General features: G+C 51.4%; 6 protein-coding genes. 1 reads left to right on the top strand and 5 read right to left on the bottom strand.

The window, feature by feature from the left end:
• Nucleotides 1-42 precede the first annotated feature (42 nt).
• Nucleotides 43-465, top strand: coding sequence for an NAD(P)H-binding protein (locus Q7V48_14295; protein ID MDO9211898.1), 423 nt, complete (start codon nt 43-45; stop codon nt 463-465).
• Here Q7V48_14295 and Q7V48_14290 read toward each other — a convergent pair.
• The 5 genes from Q7V48_14290 to Q7V48_14270 all read right to left on the bottom strand — a co-directional run bounded on the left by Q7V48_14290 (nt 432) and on the right by Q7V48_14270 (nt 5152).
• Complete coding sequence (locus Q7V48_14290) at nt 432-737, bottom strand: type II toxin-antitoxin system RelE/ParE family toxin (GenBank protein MDO9211897.1); 306 nt, start codon at nt 735-737, stop codon at nt 432-434. The two genes, Q7V48_14295 and Q7V48_14290, sit on opposite strands and share 34 nt — an antisense overlap.
• On the bottom strand, nt 727-996 hold the full coding sequence (locus Q7V48_14285) for a type II toxin-antitoxin system prevent-host-death family antitoxin (protein MDO9211896.1): 270 nt from the start codon (nt 994-996) through the stop codon (nt 727-729). The genes Q7V48_14290 and Q7V48_14285 overlap by 11 nt, the downstream gene beginning before the upstream one ends.
• A 120-nt stretch (nt 997-1116) precedes the next feature.
• Complete coding sequence (locus Q7V48_14280) at nt 1117-2121, bottom strand: glycosyltransferase family 9 protein (GenBank protein MDO9211895.1); 1005 nt, start codon at nt 2119-2121, stop codon at nt 1117-1119.
• Nucleotides 2122-2130: 9 nt separating this feature from the next.
• The gene (gene plsY / locus Q7V48_14275; GenBank protein MDO9211894.1) at nt 2131-2736 is read right to left on the bottom strand and encodes a glycerol-3-phosphate 1-O-acyltransferase PlsY; all 606 of its coding nucleotides are present in this window, start codon (nt 2734-2736) and stop codon (nt 2131-2133) included.
• Between the two features lie 184 nt (nt 2737-2920).
• On the bottom strand, nt 2921-5152 hold the full coding sequence (locus Q7V48_14270) for a molybdopterin-dependent oxidoreductase (GenBank protein ID MDO9211893.1): 2232 nt from the start codon (nt 5150-5152) through the stop codon (nt 2921-2923).
• Nucleotides 5153-5468 lie beyond the last annotated feature (316 nt).

Below are 5468 nucleotides of genomic sequence, written 5' to 3'. Positions count from 1 at the left end.
CTTCTTTAGGCAGCAGGAAGTAAAGAAGCCAGAAAGAAATTGATGTCAAATCATTCCATTGGCCACAAGTCATCCAGGCAAGCGTGGGAAAACGAAAACCTCTTTTGCCACGATCTGCCGTCCAAACCGCAGTCGGGTATTGGTAAGGTTTTAGTGACGGGCGCTTCCGGCTATATCGGCGGGCGACTGGTTCCTGAACTATTGGCCCGTGGGTACAGGGTTAGAGTTATGGTCCGGGCAGCATCTCCTGTCTACCAAGACCTTTGGCCGGAGGCAGAGATCGTAGTGGCGGATGCGCTCGGAATCGACCAACTGAAAATCGCCCTGGAAGATATTGACACCGCCTATTATCTAATTCACTCTTTACTGCTGGGACTAAAAGAATTTGTCTCCGTTATCTGCAATGTGCTTCCAATAGGAAAACCAAAGGATTATACAATATCGTCTAAATTGCGTGAGCCATGAACAACACGATGAATCTCAACCGTTTTGCCACGAATGATGTAGAAAACAAGGTAGGATTCAATAACGAGGACACGATAACCTGAGATTTTAAGCTTATCGTCTTTTGGTATTCGACCCAGAAAGGGATGAGTTTCAAGGTTGCCAAGGCGCTGATCGAGCTTGTCGACAAAAGCTGCGGCATTAGATGGACTGTCGCTTGCAATCCAGTCGAAGATGGAGATAAGGTCGTCAACGGCAACAGGAAGGTAACGGAGGATGTAATTATTTGCCATGCAAGCGCTGCCGAAGTTTTTTCATTACTTGAGTATGGGTAAACCCTTTTTCTCCAGCCGCAGCCTGAGCCTGGGCAACGGCAAGCTTTCCGAAAAGCTCGACCCTTGCTTTGAGTCTTTCGTAATGTTCGATGCTCATGACAACGAGGTCACCTTCGCCATTGGTAGTCAGATAAACAGGCTCGTCTTGTTCATGACATAGAGAAGCAATGTCTCTCGTTTGATTGCGCAGGCTCGAAATGGATTTTATGATTGGCATGGTTACTCCTTTTAAGGCTTTTATAATAGGAATATTACCACCTAATTTTGATAAAATCAAGTGTGAATTTGCATAACAGTTCAGGAAAAAAGAAGGTGCGACTTGTTCGAAGCTGGAGATTTATTTAAAAAAGAGGGATAGGAGCTCGATCACCCGATCCGGATCAATCCTTTCCAGGCATTGGCGAGAGCATGCCGATCGGGCTTCAGAAGAACAGGGGGAGCAAGAAGATCTATCGTAAAGAAGCCGAACCCCCGGCCCCCGCGGGCCCCAGATAGCCGGATCGGTAGGACCGAAAATCGCCACCGTGGGTACCCCCAATGCCGCCGCCAGGTGAGTGATCCCCGAGTCGTTCCCTAGATAAGCCGTGCTTAATTTGAGCACGGCTGCCAATTGAATCAACGGCAGATTATCCGCGACGAAGGAGTCTGCTTTCTTCAAAGCTCTTCTTACTTCTTCAACTCCATCGGTCGCGGGCCCGGAGATTAGGAGAACTTTGGCCCGCTCGCTGACTCCATCCGCAACCCGGGCAAAATTTCCGGGACTCCAGTTCTTCGCTGGGCTACCACTCCCAGAGTGGATAGCTAAAACCCGGTCTCCTTCCTTCAATCCCAAGGTACCTAAGAAACCTCTGGCAAAGCTCATGGCATCTTCCGGGAGGCGAAGCGGAGAGAATGAATTTTCTCCCTCGAATCCCGAAGCTTTCAGGGAATCAACCAGATAATCGGCGGCATGAACCTTCAGACCTTCCGGGGGAAACGAAGGGATGAGAATCACCCGCCCCGCCCCGGCCTTTTGCAAATTCTCGGCGAGGGCATTTCCCCTCGATTTTCCAAAAACCAAAATCACAGGGCAGGAAGAAAAAAAGGCAGAAAGACTCGAGGGAAGAGTTCCCCCGGCGACATAAAAATAGGCCATCCCGGCTTGATCGATCGAAGGAAGGGATTTTGCCTGAAGGTCAAAAGCAGTCAGGGACAACCTTTCCGGCCTCCCCAGGAGTGCCAGGATGGAATGGGGAAAGGTTCGGCGAAAAAGGCGCATGGCCGGCAGGGCCAACAGCAAATCACCAATCCCGCCGGAATGGATGATTAAAATTTTTTCGGGCTGGGAAGGGAAAGGGGCCATCTTGTTAATTCAATCCTCGGGCTTGATCGCTTTTTTTTCGCCGAATTTTGATTCCTTTCCTGCCAGCAGACGTTCGATATTTTCACGGTGACGGTAAAAGATAAGAGCTCCGATAGCGAGGGCAAAGGGAATATAGGCTCGATGGGGGTTGAGCAAGGCGAGGAAGATAGGAAAGGCAGCCGTTGCCGATAATGAGCCCAAAGAAATATAGCGCCATCTGTAAACGACCGCGGCAAAGATTAAGCAGGATGAAATAGCCGACAGAGGAGCCAGGGCCAAAAAAGCACCCAGTCCCGTGGCGATTCCCTTACCCCCTTTGAATTTCAGAAAAATGGGGTAGAGGTGGCCGAGAAAAGCCATCAGGGCCACGGCACCCACCCAGAAGTAAGAATCGATAGAGCCTCTGGCGATCGCTACCGGGATGAAGCCTTTTAAAATGTCTCCCAACAGGGTGATAGCACCCAATTTTTTCCCAGCCGTGCGGAACACATTGGTGGCCCCGATGTTTCGGCTGCCCTGCGTGCGGGGGTCCACATCGCTGAAAGCCTTGGCCAGGATCACGCCGGTAGGAACCGAACCCAAAAGATAGGCAAAGATTAAGAGAAAAAAGGTCATGAATATTAGAGCCTCCTCAAAATCCTAAAAATTTTTTGCCACAGAGCACACAGAGGTCACAGAGATTGAACTAAAAAATCCAAATATCATAATGTAAAACGAAAGACCAAAGCGCAAGAAAATCTTAATATTTATTTTTCTTAATCTCTGTGTTCTCTGGGACCTCTGTGGCAAAAGGCTGTCTTTATGCCTTGCGCACCCGGCAAGGGATATAACGGTGCAATGGCGTTGCTGCCAGGCGGTCCCGGTGTTTGGCCGAGGCCAGCCGGTTTACGTTGACTCCGTACACTTTTTCCAGGTGGGCGAGGCCGAAGCCGTGGGGAATGACCACCTGCCCCCGGTATGAAGTGTCGGTAATCTCAACTTCAACAGTGACCGCGCCAGCCTCGGTCTCGATTACGGCTGCTTCTCCATCCCTAATCCCGATCTCTGCCGCGTCGGCCGGGTGTATACGCAGGGTGCAGGCTCTTTTCGACTCATTCCAGGCCGGATCACGCATGATGGTGTTGGCCACCATCTCCATGTGGTTTCCGGCCATAAGAATCAGGGGATACTCTTTATTTATAAGCGCCACTTCCTCGGCCGCCGGTTTTACTTCCTTCACCCATGATTCCATCTCGGGGAAGTGGATATGGATTTTTTTATCCGGGGTCTTCAGGGCAGAAAGATTGTTCTGCGTGTCCACCACGCCGATTTTAACTCCACCGGGTGTATTTAGAATCTTGCTGAATACTTCTTCGCCCGTGAAGGGCCCCACCTTGTATCCAGCGCGGCCGACATCTTCGGGATGCATCAGGGGGAAACGCGCGAGCAGCCCCCAGAGCGCAGCCAGGTTTTTTGAACCTAACTCTTCACCCAAGGTCTTGGCCAGAATATAGGGCACCCAGGGCGTCGCCTTAGGGTTGGTCCGGATATATTCCATAAGCGCTACCCCGTAGCTCGCCCGGTCCCGGGCCTGATCCCTAAGCTTTGCAGGGTAATCTGGAATCATGCCCAGCCTTTCTGCCAGGCCAATGAAAATATTGGCTTCCTCTGCCTGTTCTCCATCTGCCGGTACCACCGGTCGGCGCATGTCGAAGTAATACTCCGGGTAATTCCCCTGGAAAAAGGTACCGTCCCATTTCTCGTAGCCGGACTTGGCTGGCAGGACAAAATGAGAAAGAACCGCCGTCTCACTCATAGCCACTTCAATTGTTACTAACAAGTCCAGCTTGGCAAAGGCCTTCTCATAGGCGGCGGTGTCAGCATAGGAACGTAATGGGTTGGAGCCGCTGACGATTAGGGCGCGGATGCGCTGGGGGTGGTCATTATCGATTTCTTCCGGCAGAACATTGGGCGGAAAAACGCCCATGATCAAGGGAATGTCTGTGATTACGGTTTTCCAGGTCCCGGGGTCGTCCTCGGGGGTGTGAGATCCCATCGGCATCAGGTGGCCTAAAAACACATTCCCTCCTGGAACCCCGATGCGTCCGGCCAGCGTAAGCAAGATCAATTCCAGATAGGAATTCAAGGTGCTGTGGCGCCCCATTAGGATGCCCAGGTCGCTGCGCATGGCAGTTTTGCGGGTAGCAAACAGCCGGGTGAACTTGCGGACAGCATCGGAATCCAGGCCACAAACCCGACAATTTTCATCCACATCCACATCATCAAACCATCCCCGGATGGCCTCGAAGCCGTTGACCTTTGCTGCCAAATATTCCTTATTCACGAGCTCTTCATGCAACAGGATCTTGATCATCGCTTTAAAAAGCAAGGCGTCTGTCCCGGGCCTTAGCTGCAGGTGGATGTCAGCCAGCTTGGCAGTCTCCGTCTTCCGCGGGTCTACTACGGCTATAAGAGAACCTGGTTCTTTTTTCTTGTCCCTTAAGGTTAGAGGGGCGCGGGGGATGTCATGACTGACCATGGGATTGGCCCCCCAGAAAACGAGAAAGTCCGAACCATGAATGTCCGGGAAGGGATGCAGGTATTGTCGGCCGAAAGCCTTACCCATAACCCAGAAAAGGCCGGTAAGTTCCTGGGCCAAGGGGCTGTAATGATTTTTCGATCCCAACCCATGCAGAAAACGTACGCCAAAAGCTGCTTCAAAATGGCAACCCTGACCACCACCTCCCATGTAAGCTAAAGACCTTGGCCCATAGGTTTTCACGATCTCCCTTAGCCTACCGGCAATTTCATCGAGCGCACGATCCCAGGAAACACGCTCCCAGCGATCTCCAGCACGTTTCAGAGGAAACTTCAACCGTTCCGGGTTATTCTGGAAATAAGCGATGTTCGCACCTTTCCGGCACAGGTATCCCTGAGAGCGGGGATTCTCCTTATCGGACCTAACTTTCAATATCTTGCTGCCCTCGGTAATAACCTCGAGGCCACAGTTATTAAAACAAAGGATACACGAGGTTTTTTTCCACTCGTTCATGGCCAGGCCCTCCCCAATGCCTTTTTACTCAGCCATAGAGATGACGGAGATCATGACAAAGGAATTTATTCTAATTGTAAAACCTGCTTAGAAATAATAACGGGACCTTGGGTTATGTCAAGGGATTTTTCCGGCTTGCCCCCCTTCACTTTTCAATAGGTGGATGAATTTACTTTGATTAACGGAGCCCGGACGGGAGGGTGATGAAAGAGGGAGCACTGGCGGGAAAAAGATCTGTTGCGAACCCGTGCTTGCCTTCCGCCAAGGAAGGCGGGATCGAAGGAAGGGAGGGCATTCTCGGCGGCAGCCCCGCCCT

This window comes from Deltaproteobacteria bacterium (assembly GCA_030654105.1).
Lineage (GTDB): Bacteria > Desulfobacterota > SM23-61 > SM23-61 > SM23-61 > JAHJQK01.
This window is presented reverse-complemented; position numbering and strand designations above follow the sequence as displayed.